The organism is Demequina sp. NBRC 110052 (genome assembly GCF_002090075.1).
In the GTDB taxonomy this organism is placed as follows: Bacteria; Actinomycetota; Actinomycetes; order Actinomycetales; family Demequinaceae; genus Demequina.
In genome coordinates, this window is record NZ_BBRI01000002.1 from 366,039 (window position 1) to 383,683 (window position 17,645).

Here is a 17,645-nt window from a genome sequence, read left to right on the forward strand (position 1 = left end):
ACTCCTTTCGTTGATACCTCTACAAGAGTACGTCTGTCGCGGACATTCCTGAAGCGCCCGCCCGGGAGCGTCGCGGCAGGCACATGCCCGACGCTATGGCTTGGCTCGGCGCAGACGTCCCGCGAGGAGGCGGACCCGACGGCGGCTGAGGGGGTGACGCCGCCGGGCCCTGCTCCGTCAACGTGCGGGCGAGTGCATCTGCACCCGTGATGTCGCCGCTGGCGCGCGGACTCTCAGGAGCTCCAGGTCTGCGCGACCCGCGTGATCGCGTCTGCCAGGCCGGATTCGCCGGGCATGCCCTCGTGCGCGCCGTGGATGCCGGCAGCCATGAGGTCCCGGCGACCCACGTGGATCTCTGCGGAGATGGCCACCGCCGGGATGCCCCGCGCGGCGGCGAGCAGCGCGACCGGAGAAGGAGTGCCGTGATCCAGTGCAGCGTGCGACAGCGTCGGCGCGACGACGACGGCGAGATCGGCCTCGTCGACGGCGGCGGGAAGGCCTGCCATGCGCGCGAGCGTGACCGCGCCTGGCTCGAGCCGTGCGCCCAGCGCCGCGAGGGCATAGGCCAATCCGCCGGCGGCTCCCGTGCGCGGCTGATCCGAGAGGCGACGAGTACCTCCGAGCAGGTCCGCGGCAGCGGCCACGTTGTCCGCCACGGCCGCGCGCTGGCGCCACCGTTCCTCCTGATCCTGCGCGGCGACGGCAAGTGCGGCGTCGGACTCGCGACCCTCCCGCACGGCGGCGCTCATGCCGTGGAACCCCAGCAGCGGCCGGTCGGAGGAGGCGAGCGCGACCATATCCAGCGGTGCGAGCGCAGTACGCGCGCCCTCGAGGCTCTGCCCCCATACGTCGCCGGCGTCGCCCGCAGGGCTCGCGTCCCCCAGCGGCACGATCACCCGACGGGCGGGGCCTCCGTCGGCCGAGGCTTCCGAGGCGAGACCGAGCAGGGCGGTCGCCAGGTCGGCCGGGTTCCACCGCGTCGACCCGCCCGCCGGAGCGAGCAGCATCGCGCCCTCGACCACGGTCGCCTCGGCCCCCCCGACGGTGATCCGAGGCCCCTGCAGAGCGTCGGCGCTGCGAGGGCCCCCGTCGCCCACCGGAACAGCCGTGACCGTGACGTCGGGACGAGCGCTGAGCCAGGCCGTGCGCACAGTCTGAGCCACCGCCTCGGCCGTCAACGACCGGGATTCGCCCGGCCATCCCTCCACCAGCACCGCCACTCGCATGGCACCAGTGTGCCGGTTTCGCGCACCACGAGGAGCCACGCCGTGGCCCCGTCCACACGCCTCGGTGAAGCGACCACGACGAGCAGAGCGGGTGCGCGCACGTGAGACAATGCACGAATGAGCGCGACCTTCACGGAACCTGCCGCGTCGCCTGCGCTGCTGCTGCTCGGCCAGCGCCGCGACCCCCTTTCGGAACGCGGGGTGGACTGTCCCGGCGACCTTCCCGCTCCGTCGGATCCAGGCCTGGTGGAGCGCGCTCTGGCAGCGAAGGAGGCGCTCGGCGACCGGGTGTTCATCCTGGGCCATCACTATCAGCGCGACGAGGTCATCCAGTTCGCCGACGTCACGGGCGACTCGTTCAAGCTCGCGCGCGACGCCGCGAACCGTCCTGAGGCGGAGTTCATCGTCTTCTGCGGCGTGCACTTCATGGCGGAGAGTGCCGACATCCTCACCACCGACGCCCAGCAGGTGGTGCTGCCGGACATGGCGGCAGGCTGCTCGATGGCCGACATGGCGAACATCAACCAGGTCGAGGACGCGTGGGAGCAGCTCGCGGAGGCCGGGATCACCGACCGCACCGTGCCGATCACGTACATGAACTCGACAGCTGCGCTCAAGGCTTTCTGCGGCCGCCACGAAGGCGCCGTGTGCACCTCCTCCAACGCGGAGACCGCGCTGCGGTGGGCGTTCGACCAGGTGGGCGGAGTCGAGGGCGACGGCAAGGTGCTGTTCTTCCCCGACCAGCACCTGGGGCGCAACACCGCCGTGCTGAAGCTCGGTCTCAGCCTGGACGACTGCGTCGTGTACGACCCGCGCAAGCCGCTCGGCGGCAATACTGCCGAGGAGCTGGCTGCGGCGCGCATGATCCTGTGGAAGGGCCACTGCTCCGTGCATGGCCGCTTCCGCAAGGAGAATGTCGATGCGCTGCGAGAGCGCGTGCCGGGCATCAACATCCTCGTGCACCCCGAGTGCGCGCATGAGGTCGTGAACGCTGCGGACTACGTCGGTTCGACCGAGTACATCATCAAGGCGATCGAGAACGCCGAACCCGGCAGCGCGTGGGCCATCGGCACCGAGCTGAACCTGGTGCGCCGCCTCGCGGACGCGCACCCCGACAAGCAGATCCACTTCCTCGAGGACACCGTCTGCTTCTGCTCGACCATGAACCGCATCGACCTGCCGCACCTCGTGTGGGCTCTCGAGTCGCTCGTGGCTGGCGAGGTGCCGAACGTGATCGCCGTGGACGAGCAGACGCAGGCAGAGGCGAAGGTCGCCCTTGACCGCATGCTCGCGTTGCCCGCACCCGAACCCGCCAAGGACTGACACCATCCGGTCGCGACGCCGCGGCCCCGACAGGAAAGCACCATGAGCAATCACGACAGCACCGTCGACCTTCCGGACGACGACAGCACGGTCCCTGCAGGCAAGGGTCACCCGACGCCCAAGCGCAAGGCGCAGGAGGCCGCGAACCGTCGGCCGCTGGTGATGGACCCCAAGGCCGATGCCAAGGCGCGCCGCGAGAAGGCGCGCCAGTCGCGCGCCAAGGAGAACACGGCCCTCAGCTCCGGCGACGAGCGCAACTACCCCGCCGAGCACCGCGGACCTGAGAAGGCGTACATCCGCGACTTCATCGATGCGCGCCGCTCGCTCGCCGAGTGGGCCGTCCCCGTGATGCTGTTCTTCGTGGTGGTCACCCTCTTCGTGGGTGACACGGCGATCGCTACGCTCGCGATCCTGTTCTTCTACCTCATCATCCTGGGCATGGCGCTCGAGGTGTGGCTGTCCACCCGCCGCCTCAAGAAGCTGCTCGAGGCGAAGTTCGGTGCGGGCAAGCTGCCGCGCATGTGGCGCTTCTACGCGATCACGCGCGCCATGAACCTGCGCGCGATGCGCCTTCCCAAGCCGCGCGTGAAGCGCGGCGAGTTCCCGTCCTAGCGTTTTCGTAACGTTTCGACGCGGGCGGGGGAACGCGATTATGGTGGACCCATGATCAATTACCGATTCCTGGGAAAGTCCGGCCTCAAGATCACCGAGCTCACGTACGGCAACTGGCTGACGCACGGCTCGCAGGTCGAGAACGAGCAGGCGGCCGCGTGCGTGCGTGCCGCGCTCGACGTGGGCATCACGTCGTTCGACACGGCCGACGTCTACGCGAACACCGCCGCCGAGACCGTGCTGGGCGAGGCTCTCAAGGGCGAGCGTCGCGAGAGCCTCGAGATCTTCACGAAGGTGTACTGGCCCACCGGCCCCAAGGGCCCGAACGACACGGGACTGTCGCGCAAGCACATCATGGAGTCGATCGATGGCTCGCTGACACGCCTCCAGACCGACTACGTGGACCTCTACCAGGCGCACCGCTTCGACTACGAGACGCCGCTCGAGGAGACGATGGTGGCGTTCGCCGACATCGTGCGCCAGGGCAAGGCCCACTACATCGGCGTGAGCGAGTGGACTGCCGACCAGATCCGTGCGGGCGCCGAGCTCGCCAAGGAGCTGCGCATCCCGTTCGTCTCGAACCAGCCTCAGTACTCGATGCTGTGGCGCGTCATCGAGGACCAGGTCGTGCCCACCTCCGAGGAGCTGGGGATGTCCCAGATCGTGTGGTCTCCGGTGGCCCAGGGCATCCTCACGGGCAAGTACCTGCCGGGCCAGCCCGCGCCTGAGGGCTCGCGCGGTACGGACGAGAAGGGCGGCAAGTCGATGATCGGCCGCTTCCTCGACAACCAGGAACTGCTCGAGCGGGTGCAGGCGCTGCGTCCGATCGCCGAGGAGCTCGACCTCACCATGGCTCAGCTGGCCATCGCCTGGGTGCTGCAGAACAAGAACGTCTCCGCTGCGATCATCGGCGCCTCGCGCCCCGAGCAGGTCGTGGACAACGCGAAGGCGTCGGGCGTGGAGATCCCCGCCGAGCTGATGGCGCGCATCGATGCTGCGCTCGGCGACGCCATCGAGTCCGACCCCGCCAAGACCGCGGAGTCGAGCCCTGCATCTCGCCTGATCTGATCCCCGCCCGCGCCTGGGGTGCGGACATGCGAAGGCCCCCGGAGTGTCCCGCTCCGGGGGCCTTCGCATGTTCAAAGGAGAAAACAATGCACGTACGCCTGGCAGGTGCGTACACAGTCTCCAACGCCCGACGCGCGGGTAGCGTTCCCGCTGTGACGGACTTTTTTCCAGGATCGCCGCGGGCACGCACATGCTGAGCTGGGCCGAGGTCCGCGCGCGCATCGACGCGCTGGGCCTGCCGTCCGAGCGGGTGGTGCTCATGGGCTCGGGACCCATGGTCGCCCACGGCTTGGTGGAAAGTGTGGGGGACGTCGACCTTGTCGCGTCCGACGAGGCCTGGGAGCGGGCGACGCGACTCGCGCCACCGACCGAAGGACTTCACGGCGACCTTGTGGTGAGGCTCGGAGACGTCGAGGTCTTCTCCGGATGGCATGGCACCCCCGCGGCAGCACTGCTGGAGACGGCCACGCTGATCGACGGCATCCTCGTCGGCACGCTCGCGGACGTCCTCGAGTTCAAGCTCGCCCTGAAGCGCCCCAAGGATGCCACCCACATCGCCCTGCTGCGCGCCGCGCTCGGTGCGCCAGGCGCCGCTGACGAGTCACCTGGGACCTGACGAGGCGATCTCGAGCAGTCGCGTGGCTGCCGGCGAGAGGCGCCGGCGTGGATCCCATACGGCTGCAAGCGGGCGCACCATCGGTCCGCCCTGCATGTGCACCCTACGCAGTCGCCCTGCGGCGAGGTCGTCGCCGACGGCTCTCGCGCTGAGCGCCCCCACTCCCCCTCCGGCGACGATCGTGGCGCGCACGGCCGCGGTGGTCGACAGCTCGGCGGCCGGCGCGGCGATCGGCTCGTCGCCGAGCGTGGCACGCAGCGCACGCTCGAGGGTCTCGCGCGTCCCTGAGCCCGACTCGCGGCTCACGAGCGGCGTCCGTGCGATCTCGGCCGGCGTCACCGCCGTACGCCGAGCCCAGGGATGACTCGGGGCGACGACCAGCACCACCTCGTCGTGTGCCACGACCAGGTTCGCCAGGCCGGCGGGCGGTTCGGGCGACTCGACGAAGCCGAGGTCGTCGGCGCCGGACCGCACGCGCTCGACGACCTCCACGGAGTTGACCGCGGTGAGCTCGACGTGTGCCGCGTCGGCATCGGTGGAGTACGCGACGAGCCAGCCGGGCACGAGGTGCTCGGCGACTGTGAGGCTGGCAGCAAGGCGCAGGTGTGCCGCCGAATCGGCGCGCAGCGCCGCGACTGCCTGGTCGAACGCCTCCGCCTGGCCGACGAGAGCGCCCGCCCACTGCGCCACGAGCACGCCGTGGTCGGTGAGCGACGTGCCGCGTGCGGTGCGCGAGAAGAGCGACAGCCCCCAGCGGCGCTCGAGTGCCTTCATGCGCTGGGACACCGCCTGCTGGGAGACGCCAAGCGCGGCAGCCGCACCCGTCAGGCTGCCCACCCGCTCCACCGCCGAGATCATCCGGAGCTCGTCGAGACTTGTCTGCGGCATCGCGGCTCACAATCCTTGCTTGTGGATACCCTCGGTATTCACTCTACTGGGCACCGCTCCCACTTGGGACGCTGATGACATGACCGCACGCCCTGCCTTTGCCGCCATCACTCCCAACTGGTTCGCGATCGTGATGGGCACCTCGATTCTCGCGACGGGCGCGGCGACTCTCCCGGTCTCCCACCCGATCCTCGAGGTGGTCGCCTGGACGGCCTGGGCACTCGCGGGCGTAGCCCTCGTCGCGATCGTCGCCGCGACCGCTGGACACTACGCCACGGATCGCGGAGCGGTCCGCCGCTACCTTGACGATCCCTCGATGGCGCACTTCTATGGGGCGCCCGCGATGGCGCTGCTGGCATTCGGTGCGGCGACGCTCACGGTGGCGCCGCCGCTGCTGGGAGAGCGCCTGGCAGTGGGATTGCACGCCGCGCTATGGATGCTCGGCACGGCCCTAGGGCTCGCCACGGCGGTCGGCATACCCGTGATAGCCTTCACGTCCCACCGGGTCGAGGCCGACGCCGCGTCGGGCGCGTGGCTCATGCCCGTGGTCCCACCGATGGTCTCTGCCGCGACGGGCGCGATGCTGCTTCCCTACGTCGACGGGGAGATCGCCAGAACGCTCGCACTCGCGTGCTATGGCATGTTCGGGCTGAGCGCACTCGGCGCGCTGATGGCCATCGCCTCGCTGTGGAATCGCCTCGCGCATCACGGGATCGGCGCCGCGTCAGCGGTGCCCACGCTCTGGATCGTGCTCGGACCGCTCGGACAATCCGTGACCGCCGTGGGCCTGCTCGCGGACCACGCCGCACCCGCGCTCGGCATCGACGCGCACGCACTGCTGGTGTTCTCGCTGCTGTACGGCGTCCTCGTCATGGGATTCGCGATGATGTGGCTCGCGATCAGCCTCACCGTCACCGCGCGCACGGTGCGCACTCGTCTGCCGTTCACCCTCGCGTGGTGGGCGTTCACGTTCCCGGTCGGCACGTGCGTCACGGGCGCGAGCGCGCTCGCACGGCACACCGGCGCGAGCGCTCTGACGTGGCTGGCGGTCGTGCTCTACGGACTGCTCGCCGTCGGATGGGCCGTCGCCGCGACCGGCACCCTGGGCGCCTATCTCCCCCGTGGACGACGCGCCGCAACGGCGGGAACCGACGTTCCGGTCGTGGCGGAGGTCACAGCGCGGCGTTGATCCTCGCAGGCCACGCGGGGCCCTCGTAGACGAACGCGGTGTAGCCCTGCAGCAGGGTCGCGCCTGCATCGAGCATCGCTCGCGCATCCTCGACGGTGGTGATGCCACCGACGCCGATCAGGCACATGCCTGGCCCCACACGCTCGCGCAGGCGCGTGATGACCTCGAGCGCTCTTGCGCGCACCGGTGGGCCGGAGAGCCCTCCAGGCCCGCGTTCGTGGGCGATCGTCGTGTTCGTGGCGATGATGCCGTCGAGCCGCAGCTCGAGCGCGAGGTCCGCGACCGCGTCGACGTCCTCGTCGGCCAGGTCGGGCGCGATCTTGACGAGCAGCGGGACGTGCCGGTCAGGCTGCGCATCGTCGGCGGCGGCGCGCACATGCTCGAGGATCGGTCGCAGTGACTCGGTCGACTGGAGGTCCCGCAGGCCCGGGGTGTTGGGCGAGGACACATTGACGACCAGGTAGTCCGCGTACGGCGCGAGCTCACGAGCCGAGTAGGCGTAGTCGGTGGCCGCATCCTCCGCGGCCGTCACCTTGGTCTTCCCGATGTTGACGCCGAGGATGATGTCCCGGCCCGCGCGTCGGGCGCGTAGCCGCGCGAGGCGACGCGCCACGGCGTCGGCGCCCTCGTTGTTGAATCCCATGCGATTGCGCAGGCCGCGCACGTCCTTCTCGCGCCACGAACGGGGCCGTTCGTTGCCGGGCTGAGCGCGTGCCGTGACGGTGCCGATCTCGATGTGCGAGAAGCCAGCGGCGGCGAGGCCGGGGACCGCCTGAGCGTTCTTGTCCATGCCCGCGGCGAGCCCCAACGGAGCCGGGAACGGCAGGCCGAGAGCCTCGACCGCCGCTCCCGCGCGCGGGGCCGGGAACAACCGTCGCCCTCCCAGGATCCGTAGCATCCGGCCGCCGAATCGGAAGCCCTGCACCGCCGCCCGATGCGCGAGCTCGGGATCCATCCGGTAGATGACGTGTCGCAGGACGAGGTCGTACATGGCACCAACCTAGTGCGGGATAGTCTCGGGGCATGACCTCACTCAACGCCACCAGCGACATCGTCACGTCCGTCGCGGCCGACGCCCTCATCCTCGGCGTCGCGTCCGACGGCACCATCGCCCCCCACCCCCAGCTGCCCGCCGACGCGGTCGCGCCTCTGCAGGACGCCGCCGGGCTGCTCGATGCCTCCGGCAAGGCCGGCGCGGTCACCGTGCTGCCTGGCACGGGCACGTCCGCGCGCCGCGTCGTGCTCGTCGGCCTCGGCGACGCGACCGAGCGCGACCTGCGCGAGGCCGCAGGCACTGCCTCGCGCTCGTGCGGCAAGAACCCCGACGCGGTGGTCGTTGCGATCCCCGCGGCTGACGACGCGGGCTACACCGCGATCGCCGAGGGTGCGCTGCTCGGCGCGTACTCGTTCCGTGATTACAAGTCCGACGCGGAACCCGCCGAAGGCGAGGAGCCCTGGGCCGGCACGTCGTGGCAGATCGCGGGCGCCTCGACGGGCGCGATCGAGAAGGCGTCGATCCTCGCTGGCGCGATCGCCGGCGTGCGCGACCTGGTGAACACTCCCCCGCTCGACATGTACCCCGGCGCCGTCGCGTCGGTGGCGCAGCACCTGGGCTCGCAGCTCGGCGCCGACGTCACCGTCTGGGAGCCCGAGCAGCTCGCTCAGGAGGGCTTCGGCGGCATCCTCGGCGTCGGCATGGGCTCGTCGCGCCTGCCGCGCCTGGTGCGCGTGGAGTGGGCGCCCTCGGAGGCGAGCACCCACGTCGCACTGGTCGGCAAGGGCATCACGTTCGACACGGGAGGCATCTCGCTCAAGCCGCCGAAGGGCATGGAGACCATGAAGTCGGACATGTCCGGCTCCGCCGTCGTCCTCCACACCGTGCTCGCGGCCGCCCGTGCGAACCTCCCGATCAAGGTCACCGGCTGGCTGTGCCTCGCGGAGAACATGCCCTCGGGCACCGCGCAGCGCCCGTCGGACGTGATCCGCATCTATGGCGGCAAGACCGTCGAGGTGATGAACACCGACGCCGAGGGCCGCCTGGTGATGGCCGACGGCCTCGCTCGCGCGATCGAGGACCAGCCCGACGTCGTGATGGACGTCGCGACGCTCACGGGCGCTCAGGGCGTGGCGCTCGGCTCCCGCACCTCCGCCGTCATGGGCGACGAGGAGGTCCGCTCGGCGGTGTTCTCCGCGTCGGAAGCCGCCGGTGAGGATTTCTGGCCGATGCCGCTCCCCGCACACCTCCGCGAGGGACTGGAGTCCACGGTCGCCGACCTCAAGAACATCGGCGACCCGATGGGCGGCATGCTGTCGGCCGGCCTGTTCCTCAAGGAGTTCGTGGGCGACACCCCGTGGGCGCACCTCGACATCGCGCGTCCCGCGTTCAACGAGGGATCGCCGTGGGGCTGCACGCCCAAGGGCGCCACGGGTCACTCGGTGAGGACGCTGTTCGAGTACCTGGTGACGCGCTCGCAGGCGTAGCGCTCAGAAACGAAGAAGGCCCGCCGCCCTGTGAGGGGTGGCGGGCCTTCGTGCTTCCGTGTCCGCGGCGACTGCCGCCGCCACGCGGAGGCGCGATGACCTCACAGCGGTTTGCGGTGCGTCTCGTTCCACTCGCGCATGCGCGAGGGATAGCCGGAGAGGTTGACGTCGAAGACCGGCACCGCGAGCTGCTTGGCGAGCTTGCGCGCCGCGATCTCGTCCGGCACCTTGCGTCGGGTCCACTCCCCTGTGCCGGCGACGACCACCATGGTCGTCTGCGTGACACGGGTCGCAGGCTCGATGAACGCCTCGCAGCCGGGGCGTGAGGCGACGAAGTCCTTGAAATGCGTGACGGTCGCGGCCTGGGCGCCTCGCGAGGCGGTGCCAGGAGCCGACGAGGAGTCCCGCGAGCCGAAGATCCGCTTGAGGAACGACATAGCCCCAGCGTATGCCACAGGGCCTGCGGTTCGCGTGAGCGCGCGCAGGTGGCAAGATGTGAAGGACCGACTTCCTTACAAGGAGAACGCATAGTGTCCGAGTCCACCCCACGCTCGTTTGATGTCCTGATCCTTGGAGGCGGCTCCGGCGGCTACGCCGCTGCGCTGCGCGCCTCCCAGCTCGGCCTCACAGTCGGCCTCGTCGAGGAGTCGAAGGTCGGAGGCACGTGCCTCCACAACGGCTGCATCCCGACGAAGGCCCTGCTGCACGCCGCCGAGGTCGCGGATCACGCCGCTCACGGCCCCTCCATCGGAGTCGCGACGACTTTCACGGGCGTGGACATGAACGCTGTGAACTCCTACAAGCAGGGCGTCATCGACCGTCTCTACAAGGGCCTGCAGGGCCTCATCAAGTCGCGCAAGGTGACGATGATCGACGGCCACGGCACCCTCGTCGGTCCCGACGCGATCGAGGTGCGCGGCGAGCGCTACACCGGCAAGAACATCGTTCTCGCCACGGGCTCGTACGCGCGTTCGCTCCCCGGCCTGGAGATCGGCGGACGCGTCATCACGTCGGACCAGGCGCTCGAGATGGACGTGGTCCCCAAGTCCGCCATCGTGCTCGGTGGTGGCGTGATCGGCGTCGAGTTCGCCTCCGTGTGGAAGTCCTTCGGCGCCGAGGTCGAGATCATCGAGGCGCTGCCCCACCTCGCCCCCAACGAGGACGAGGCACTGAGCAAGGGCCTTGAGCGCGCCTTCCGCAAGCGCGGCATCGGCTTCACGCTCGGCAAGCGCTTCCAGTCGGTGACCCAGTCCGACGCGGGCGTCACCGTCACGCTCGAGGACGGCACCACGAAGGAGGCCGAGGTGCTCCTGGTAGCCGTCGGCCGCGGCCCCCGCACGGCGTCGCTCGGCTACGAGGCGCAGGGGCTCAACATGGACCGCGGCTTCGTCCTCACCGACGAGCGCCTCCACACCGGAGTCGGCAACATCTGGGCGGTGGGCGACATCGTCCCCGGCCTGCAGCTCGCGCACCGCGGCTTCCAGCAGGGCATCTTCGTCGCCGAGCAGATCGCGGGCCTCAGCCCCCAGCCGATCGTCGAGTCGAACATCCCGCACGTCACCTACTGCGAGCCCGAGCTCGCCTCGGTTGGGCTCACGGAGGCCAAGGCCAAGGAGCAGTACGGCGCCGAGAACGTCAAGGCGCTCGAGTACAACCTGGGCGGCAATGGCAAGAGCCAGATCCTGGGCACTCAGGGCTTCATCAAGCTGGTCCGCGTCGTCGACGGCCCCGTCGTCGGCGTCCACATGATCGGTTCGCGCGTAGGCGAGCAGATCGGCGAGGCGCAGCTGATCGTGAGCTGGGACGCCCACCCCGAGGACGTGGCGCCCCTGATCCACGCCCACCCCACCCAGAACGAAGCGATGGGCGAGGCCCACCTCGCGCTCGCCGGCAAGCCGCTGCACGCACACGACTGATTTCGAACGAGGGAGTTCCCGCATCATGAGCAACGACGTCACCCTTCCGGCCCTCGGCGAATCCGTCACCGAGGGCACCGTCACCCGGTGGCTCAAGAACGTCGGCGACACGGTCGCCGCGGATGAGCCGCTGCTCGAGGTCTCGACCGACAAGGTCGACACCGAGATCCCCTCGCCCGTCGCCGGCACGCTGCTGGAGATCCTCGTGAACGAGGACGACACCGTCGAGGTCGGAGCCGTCCTGGCGCGCATCGGCGATGCGTCCGAGGGTGGCTCGGCGCCCGCGCCGGCCGCCGAGACCCCCGCAGCACCTGCGCCCGCCGCTGAGGCTCCGGCTCCTGCAGCCGAGGAGGCCCCCGCCGCACCCGCACCGGCTCCCGCTGCCGAGGCCCCTGCCGCGCCCGCGGCAGAGCCTGCCGGCGGTGGCCGCGACGTGACGCTGCCCGCGCTGGGCGAGTCCGTCACCGAGGGCACCGTCACGCGCTGGCTCAAGAACGTCGGCGACGCCGTGGAGGCGGATGAGCCGCTGCTCGAAGTGTCGACCGACAAGGTGGACACCGAGATCCCGGCCCCGTTCGCGGGCACGCTCCTGGAGATCCTCGTGAACGAGGACGACACTGCCGAGGTGGGCGCCGTGCTCGCGCGCATCGGCGACGGCTCCGCTGCGCCCGCGGCGGCACCCGCGCCCGCCGAGCAGCCTGCACCCGAGCCCGAGCCTGCGTCGGCCTCTGAGGCCGCGGCACCGGCTGCCGCTCCTGCCCCCGCTCCCGAGCCCGCGCCGGCACCTGTCGCGCCTCAGCAGACGCCCGCGCCGGTCGCCTCGGCTCCTGCGCAGGCTTCCGAGCCCGCGCCTGCTGCCTCGGGCGGTTCCGGTTACGTGACGCCGATCGTCCGCAAGCTCGCCGCCGAGCGGGGCGTGGACCTCGCCGCCGTGTCCGGCACCGGCGTAGGAGGACGCATCCGCAAGGAGGACGTCCTGGCCGCCGCTGAGGCGCCCGCGTCGGCTCCCGCGGCAACCTCTGAGCCTGTTGCCCGCGCAGCGGCCCCGTCGGCCCCGGCGGCTCCGGAGGTCTCGGAGCTGCGCGGTCAGACGGTCAAGATGACCCGCATCCGCAAGATCACTGCGGACAAGATGATGGAGTCGCTGCACGGCATGGCGCAGCTCACCTCCGTCGTCGAGGTCGACTGCACCAAGATCTGGGCCCTCAGGTCCAAGTCGAAGGCGGCCTTCGCCGAGAAGCACGGCGTGAACCTCACGTTCCTGCCGTTCTTCACGCGCGCTGTCTCGGAGGCGCTGATGGAGCACGCGTTCCTCAACGCGTCGGTGGACGGCGACTCGATCGTCTACCACCCGTCGGTGAACCTCTCCCTGGCCGTCGACACACCCAAGGGGCTCATGCTGCCCACGCTCAAGGACGCGGACTCGAAGACGATCGTCGACCACGCCAAGGGCATCGTCGACCTCGCCACGAGGGCGCGCGACGGCGGGCTCAAGTCGGACGAGATCTCGGGCGGCACGTTCTCGGTGACGAACACCGGCTCGGGCGGCACCCTCTTCGACACGCCGATCGTGCCGGCGCCTCAGGTCGGCATCCTCGCGACCTGCGCGATCGTCAAGAAGCCGGTCGTCGTCAAGGGTCCCGACGGTGAGGACGTCATCTCGATCCGTCCGATGGCCTACCTGCCGCTGAGCTACGACCACCGCATCGTGGACGGCGCCGACGCCGCTCGCTTCCTGCAGACCGTCAAGGCCCGCATCGAGGCCGGCGCGTTCGAGGACGAGCTGGGCCTGTAGCGCGCATGCGCGTCGTCATCTCCGGGGCCTCCGGCCTCATCGGGACCGCCCTGTCGCAGTCGCTGCGTCAGGGCGGCCACGACGTGGTGCACCTGGTGCGCCGCGAGGCCAAGGGCCCCGGAGAGTCGGCGTGGGACCCCGCGAAGGGGTCGATCGACCGTGACGTGATCGCCCGCGCGGACGCCGTCGTGAACCTCGCGGGCGCCTCGATCGGCGGTCAGCGCCTCACGGAGTCCTACCGCGAGGTCGTGCTCCAGTCGCGCGTCGACTCGACGCGCACCATCGCCCAGGCCATCGCGGCGGAGAACCCGCGGGCAACGCTGCTGCAGGGCTCCGCGATGGGCTTCTATGGTGATCGCGGCGAGGAGGAGCTGAGCGAACGGTCCCCGCGCGGCAAGGGCTTCCTCGCCGACATCTGCGAGGCCTGGGAGGGCGCCGCTGCCCCGGCGGTCGACTCGGGGGCACGCGTCGCCTACCTGCGCACCGGTCTGGTGCTCGCCCCTCACGGCGGCTTCGCCGAACGGCTCCTTCCCCTCGTGCGAAGGGGCGTGCTGCGCTCGCTCGGTTCGGGCGAGGCCTGGCACTCGTGGATCTCGTTGCGCGACGAGGTCGCGGCGCTGACCTTCCTCCTCGACGGAGATCACGCCGGCCCCGTGAACCTCGTGGCGCCCGCGCCCGTGCGCGACCGTGACCTGATCTCGTCCCTCGCCGCCGCACTCGACACGGGCACCCTGCTCCCCGTGCCCGCGTGGGCGATGCGAGTGGCCGTGGGGCCCGCCGCCGAGGATCTGCTGTCCTCGCAGCGCGCGATGCCCGGCGTGCTCGCGCGACGCGGGTTCGCCTGGGCCGACCCTGACATCGACACCGCAGCGCGGTGGATCGTCAGCCAGCTGTAGCAGCGCTCACCTTCCACCGACCGCGCTCGAGCACGAGCTCCAGCACCGCCACCTCTGTCTGTGGCGTGCGCTCCGACGTGATCCCCTCGGCTATGACCGTGTGCGCGCTCGTGCGATACGTCACGCGCACGGCGGCGCCCGCATCGGCCGCAGCGACGAGTTCCGCCGCCTCGACCTCCCCCACCAGGCCTTCGAATGCGAGCAAACCGGACTCGAGCGCACCTGCCTGCTCCTCCGCACGCACCGCGGCATCGCTGCCGACCGCCACCGTGGCAAGCAGTGCCTCCCCGTCACCCGAGGCGAGCGACTCGATCCTGCGAAGCGTGAGTCTCTCGGCGGCGGCCACCGCGTCCGGCTCCACGGCGGCACCGCCTGCGGCACCGTACCGCGCGGGTTCCTCGCCAGCGCCGAGAGTGATCCCTGCGACCACGACGACCCCGAGGATGACGACTGCGCATGCCGCGATCGCTCCCAGCACGAGCGTCCTCGCTGGAGGTCGCCGGTGCGGCGCCCCGGTTGGCCCCTCCTGTCCCGCCGCGGACCTCTCATGCCCCTCCACAGCCCCGAGTCGTTCGGTGGTGGCGCGCCACCACTGGCCGAGGCGCGCAGCCGCATCACTGACGCCCGCACGCCGCGTCGCCGCCGCGGACCCGGCCCCCGCGCGCATCACGCCCGCGACATCGGCCGGAGGCATGGCGACCTGAACCTCGTGCGCACACGCGACGAGGGCGTGCGCGACCATCGCTGCCGTGGGGCGCGCCGCCGGATCGCCCGCCGTCATAGGGTCCAGCCACGCGCCAAGCACCGCACGGTCTGCGGTGCGCACGGCCTCCGCGAGCATGACGCCCAGCGCCGCCACATCGTCAGCAGGCGACTGCGCGGTTGGGGCGCCCGAGCGAAGGGTCGAGTCGAGCACAGCGAGTCGCGAGCCGTCGATCATCACCGCCTCAGCGTCGACGGCTCCGTGCACCAGTCCCGCGCGGTGCATCTGGGCGAGCACGGTCGCGACGCGCACACCCAGCCATACGCACTCGCCGACCGGCAGGGCGCCCCGCGCGGCGAGAACAGAGGCGAGCGTGACGCCGCGCGGCGCGGACGCGCGCGCCAGCACGGTCTCGCCTTGAAGGATGACGCGCTCGGGTCCGAGCACACTGTCGCTTCCGAGCGCACGCAGCGTCTCCGCGCGGGCGAGGGCCGCGGCATACGCTTCCTCGCCTGTGCCCACCGTGCAGGCGATCGGCTCGTGGTCCATGCCCCCTACGGTCGCAGGTGGCGCGGGACGTGGAGCCGTTCTCCACAGGACCAATCAGGGCGGCGACCGGAATCCGATCGCCGCCCTGTGGGTCAGTCCGCGATGCGTCGCGTGAACGGCCACCACGAGACTCGGCCGATGTCTGCCACCAGTCCCGGCACGAGGAGCGACCTCACGACGAACGTGTCGATGAGTACGCCGACGCCCACGATGAACGCGATCTGCGCCAGGAAGATGAGCGGGATCACGCCGAGCGCGGCGAACGTTGCGGCGAGCACGATGCCCGCCGAGGTGATGACACCCCCGGTCACGGCGAGCGCGCGCCGCATGCCCTCGCGGTTGCCGTGCTCGAGCGCTTCCTCGCGCGCTCGGGACATGAGGAAGATCGAGTAGTCCACGCCGAGTGCGACGAGGAACACGAACGCGAGCAGCGGAACCGCCGGGTCCGTGCCCGGGAAGTCGAACACGTGGTTGAACACGATCGCCGCCAGCCCCATGGTCGCGGCGAAGCTCAGCACATTCGCGAGCATGATGAGCACCGGCGCGACGAAGGCCCTGAGGAGGAACGCGAGGACCACCAGGATCACCGCGAGGATGGTCGGCAGGATCACGCGCAGGTCACGCTCCGACGTCAGGCGGGTGTCGAGCTGCTCGGCCGCCTGGCCGCCCACGAGGGCCCCGGGATCGATCGCGTGGACCTCATCGCGTACGTCCTGCACGATCTCGGTGGCCTCGACCGAGGACGCCGCGACCTGGGTGATGCCGACGACCTCGACCCGACCGTCGATCACGAGGGGAGGATCGTTCGGGACTGCGCCGACGGGGGCGCCCGCGGCGACGGCCTCGGTGAGGACATAGGCGTCGTCAACGCCGTCGATGCCGGAGACGGCGGCGAGCACCGCGTCGGCCTCCTCCTCCGAAGCGATGACGCGGATCGGCGAGGTGGCGCCAGCGTCGAAGTGCTGCTCGAGCACCTCGAATCCGGTGATCGACTCCACCTCACCGAGGAAGACGTCGCGCGAACCGAGCCCGCCGGACTGGAAGGTGGGCAGGAACGCGGCGAGCGCCGCGAGACCTCCGGCGGCGGCGAGCCACACCACGCGCGGCCTGCCGTCCACCATGCGCGACACGCGACCCCACACGCCGGCCTTGGTCTCAAGCTGGGCTGTGACCGCCTCGCGTTCATCGGCGCTGAGGTCGGCGTGCTTCGCCTCGGCCGGCGCGTCGTCGCCGCGGTAGCGCGGCATCGCGGGCCAGAACACGCCACGGGCGTGCTTGCCTCCGATGAGCAGCAGCGCCGGCAGCAGCGTCAGAGCCGCGAAGAACGAGGCGACGATGCCGATCGCTCCGGCGGGGCCGAGCGACGAGTTCGACTTGAGGTCGCTGAGCAGCAGCACCAGCAGTCCGAGCACCACGGTGCCGGCCGACGCGGCGATGGGCTCGAGCGATCGCCGCCACGCAGTCCACAGCGCGGTATAGGGAGACTGAACCCTGATCAGTTCCTCGCGGTAGCGCGCGACGAGAAGCAGCGAGTAGTCGGTCGTCGCGCCGACGACGAGGATGAACATGATGCCCTGGGACTGCCCGTTGAGCGTGATCACGTCGGCTACGGCCAGCGCGTAGACCAGGATGATCGCTCCGGTGAGGGCGATCATCGAGGTGGACAGCACCAGGAACGGCAGCACGGGGCTGCGGTAGACGATGAGAAGGATCACGAGCACCACGGCGAGCGCGACGAGCAGGAGGATGCCGTCGATGCCGGCGAATGCGGCCGAGAGGTCGGCGACCAGACCGGCGGGACCGGTCACGTAGCCGTCGAGGCCCGTCTCGGCCTCCGTCCACGCATCGCGAAGCGTGGTGACGAACACCTCGGCGAACGACTCCTCCCCGACGGACTGCGCGAACACGTCGGCGTCGATCGACATGGTGACCAGGATCGCCTCACCGTCCTCCGACGGGATGGCCTGCGGGGTCTCGCCGCCCGGGCCCGTGAGGATGACGTCGCCGACGGTGCGGGACTCGGGGTCGCCCTCGAGCGGGGCGTCGAGCGCCTCGTCCACGAACGACTGCACCGTCGGGACGTCGGAGGCGCCGCCCTCGACGACGAGCAGGACGGGCACGGCGTCGGTGGGCGCGAACTCCGCGTGCGCCTGTGCGGCCTCGGTTGATTCGGCTGACGACGGCAGGAATGCGGCGGAGTCGTTCTCCTGGACGTCGGAGAGTTTGCCGAAGGTCTGGCCGCCGGCGCCGCCGATGGCGAGCCACGCCGCGATGACGACGACGATGAGCAGGGGTCGTACCCAGGTACGGGCGTTCACGGTCGATCTCTTCCTCGAAAGGGACGGGGACACTCGTTCCCGGGCTGTGGGCGCCCTCACGGCGG

15 protein-coding genes are annotated in these 17,645 nt (G+C 70.7%); 9 read left to right on the forward strand and 6 right to left on the reverse strand.

The features are described from left to right. Positions 1–233: 233 nt before the first annotated feature. Positions 234–1,226 carry a glycerate kinase gene (locus B7K21_RS01725; RefSeq protein ID WP_084073257.1) on the reverse strand — a complete coding sequence of 331 codons (993 nt, stop codon included), beginning with the start codon at positions 1,224–1,226 and terminating at the stop codon, positions 234–236. Positions 1,227–1,343: 117 nt separating this feature from the next. On the opposite strand from B7K21_RS01725, the gene nadA reads away from it, so the two are divergent. The 4 genes from nadA to B7K21_RS01745 all read left to right on the forward strand — a co-directional run bounded on the left by nadA (position 1,344) and on the right by B7K21_RS01745 (position 4,845). Next, positions 1,344–2,549: a quinolinate synthase NadA gene (gene nadA, locus B7K21_RS01730; protein WP_084073259.1), complete on the forward strand. Its 1,206-nt coding sequence runs from the start codon at positions 1,344–1,346 to the stop codon at positions 2,547–2,549. 42 nt (positions 2,550–2,591) lie between these two features. Continuing rightward, a complete protein-coding gene (locus tag B7K21_RS01735; RefSeq protein ID WP_084073260.1) occupies positions 2,592–3,161 on the forward strand; it encodes a DUF3043 domain-containing protein in 570 nt (189 codons plus the stop codon). Positions 3,162–3,212: 51 nt separating this feature from the next. Next, on the forward strand, positions 3,213–4,229 hold the full coding sequence (locus B7K21_RS01740) for an aldo/keto reductase family protein (RefSeq protein ID WP_084073261.1): 1,017 nt from the start codon (positions 3,213–3,215) through the stop codon (positions 4,227–4,229). Between the two features lie 190 nt (positions 4,230–4,419). Continuing rightward, a complete protein-coding gene (locus B7K21_RS01745; RefSeq protein WP_084073262.1) occupies positions 4,420–4,845 on the forward strand; it encodes a hypothetical protein in 426 nt (141 codons plus the stop codon). On the opposite strand, the gene B7K21_RS01750 is transcribed toward B7K21_RS01745, so the two are convergent. After that, positions 4,831–5,733: a LysR family transcriptional regulator gene (locus B7K21_RS01750; RefSeq protein WP_084074758.1), complete on the reverse strand. Its 903-nt coding sequence runs from the start codon at positions 5,731–5,733 to the stop codon at positions 4,831–4,833. The genes B7K21_RS01745 and B7K21_RS01750 overlap by 15 nt on opposite strands. Positions 5,734–5,812: 79 nt before the next feature. Between B7K21_RS01750 and B7K21_RS01755 the strand changes: the two genes are divergently transcribed. Beyond that, positions 5,813–6,922, forward strand: a complete 1,110-nt coding sequence (locus tag B7K21_RS01755) for a TDT family transporter (RefSeq protein WP_159448377.1) — start codon at positions 5,813–5,815, stop codon at positions 6,920–6,922. Here B7K21_RS01755 and B7K21_RS01760 read toward each other — a convergent pair. Then, positions 6,906–7,913, reverse strand: a complete 1,008-nt coding sequence (locus B7K21_RS01760) for a quinone-dependent dihydroorotate dehydrogenase (RefSeq protein WP_084073264.1) — start codon at positions 7,911–7,913, stop codon at positions 6,906–6,908. The genes B7K21_RS01755 and B7K21_RS01760 overlap by 17 nt on opposite strands. 32 nt (positions 7,914–7,945) lie before the next feature. Between B7K21_RS01760 and B7K21_RS01765 the strand changes: the two genes are divergently transcribed. Further along, a complete protein-coding gene (locus B7K21_RS01765; RefSeq protein WP_084073266.1) occupies positions 7,946–9,403 on the forward strand; it encodes a leucyl aminopeptidase in 1,458 nt (485 codons plus the stop codon). Positions 9,404–9,504: 101 nt separating this feature from the next. On the opposite strand, the gene B7K21_RS01770 is transcribed toward B7K21_RS01765, so the two are convergent. Then, the gene (locus B7K21_RS01770) at positions 9,505–9,840 is read right to left on the reverse strand and encodes a hypothetical protein (protein ID WP_084073268.1); all 336 of its coding nucleotides are present in this window, start codon (positions 9,838–9,840) and stop codon (positions 9,505–9,507) included. 93 nt (positions 9,841–9,933) lie between these two features. Here B7K21_RS01770 and lpdA point away from each other — a divergent pair, with 93 nt between their 5' ends. Genes lpdA through B7K21_RS01785 form a run of 3 tightly spaced genes read left to right on the forward strand, consistent with a single transcriptional unit; the run spans position 9,934 to position 14,010 of the window. Further along, entirely contained in the window at positions 9,934–11,319 is a 1,386-nt protein-coding gene (lpdA, locus tag B7K21_RS01775) for a dihydrolipoyl dehydrogenase (RefSeq protein ID WP_084073270.1), read from the forward strand. A gap of 25 nt (positions 11,320–11,344) precedes the next feature. Beyond that, positions 11,345–13,114: a 2-oxoglutarate dehydrogenase, E2 component, dihydrolipoamide succinyltransferase gene (sucB, locus tag B7K21_RS01780; RefSeq protein ID WP_084073272.1), complete on the forward strand. Its 1,770-nt coding sequence runs from the start codon at positions 11,345–11,347 to the stop codon at positions 13,112–13,114. A gap of 5 nt (positions 13,115–13,119) precedes the next feature. Continuing rightward, positions 13,120–14,010 carry a TIGR01777 family oxidoreductase gene (locus tag B7K21_RS01785; RefSeq protein ID WP_084073274.1) on the forward strand — a complete coding sequence of 297 codons (891 nt, stop codon included), beginning with the start codon at positions 13,120–13,122 and terminating at the stop codon, positions 14,008–14,010. On the opposite strand, the gene B7K21_RS01790 is transcribed toward B7K21_RS01785, so the two are convergent. Next, entirely contained in the window at positions 13,997–15,262 is a 1,266-nt protein-coding gene (locus B7K21_RS01790) for a hypothetical protein (protein ID WP_084073275.1), read from the reverse strand. The genes B7K21_RS01785 and B7K21_RS01790 overlap by 14 nt on opposite strands. A 92-nt stretch (positions 15,263–15,354) precedes the next feature. Next, complete coding sequence (locus B7K21_RS01795) at positions 15,355–17,580, reverse strand: MMPL family transporter (protein ID WP_144016017.1); 2,226 nt, start codon at positions 17,578–17,580, stop codon at positions 15,355–15,357. Positions 17,581–17,645: the final 65 nt, after the last annotated feature.